1 protein-coding gene is annotated in these 545 nt (G+C 65.9%); it reads right to left on the bottom strand.

What is annotated here, in order from left to right:
- Positions 1-545, bottom strand: a 545-nt coding sequence (locus tag FJM08_RS08625) for a class I SAM-dependent methyltransferase (RefSeq protein ID WP_140031753.1), incomplete at both ends; no start/stop codon positions are given.

The raw sequence follows: 545 nt of genomic DNA, 5'->3' as shown, positions 1-545 counted from the left end.
GTATTCGCGACAAAGTTCGGTGATTTCGGCGTCGAGTGTGGCGACGCACTCGGGGCTGTCGGCGATGGAGCGGTAGGCGTTGATCGCCGGGCCGTAGAAATTCTTGAAATAGTCGCGACATTCGTCCGGGCAACCGAACCGGTCCACTGTCAGCGATCCTCGCCGGGTACGGATGTCGGACACATGGTCGCGAAACAGGCCACTCACGTAATCCTCGCTTCCCCACCACACCTCGTGCGGCGCTCCCGCCGGCAGCGTCGTCCGGTACGGTCTGATGGTGGACAGCAATTTGCCGTAGAAACCCTCGGGGGTCCAGTTCAGGGTGCTGATCTTGCCGCCGCGCCGGCAGACCCGGGCCAGTTCGTCGGCGGTGCGCTGATGACGCGGGGCGAACATCACCCCGATGGTCGAGAGCACCGCATCGAATTCGCCGGCGCTAAACGGGAGGGCTTCTGCGTTGGCTTCCCGCCAGCCGAGCTCCAGTCCGGCTGCCGCAGCACGCGCCTGGGCGCGGCGCAGCAGCTCGGGCGTCAGGTCGCTGGCAG

Source organism: Metamycoplasma equirhinis, from assembly GCF_006385185.1.
In the GTDB taxonomy this organism is placed as follows: Bacteria; Bacillota_I; Bacilli_A; order Mycoplasmatales; family Metamycoplasmataceae; genus Metamycoplasma; species Metamycoplasma equirhinis.
This window is presented reverse-complemented; position numbering and strand designations above follow the sequence as displayed.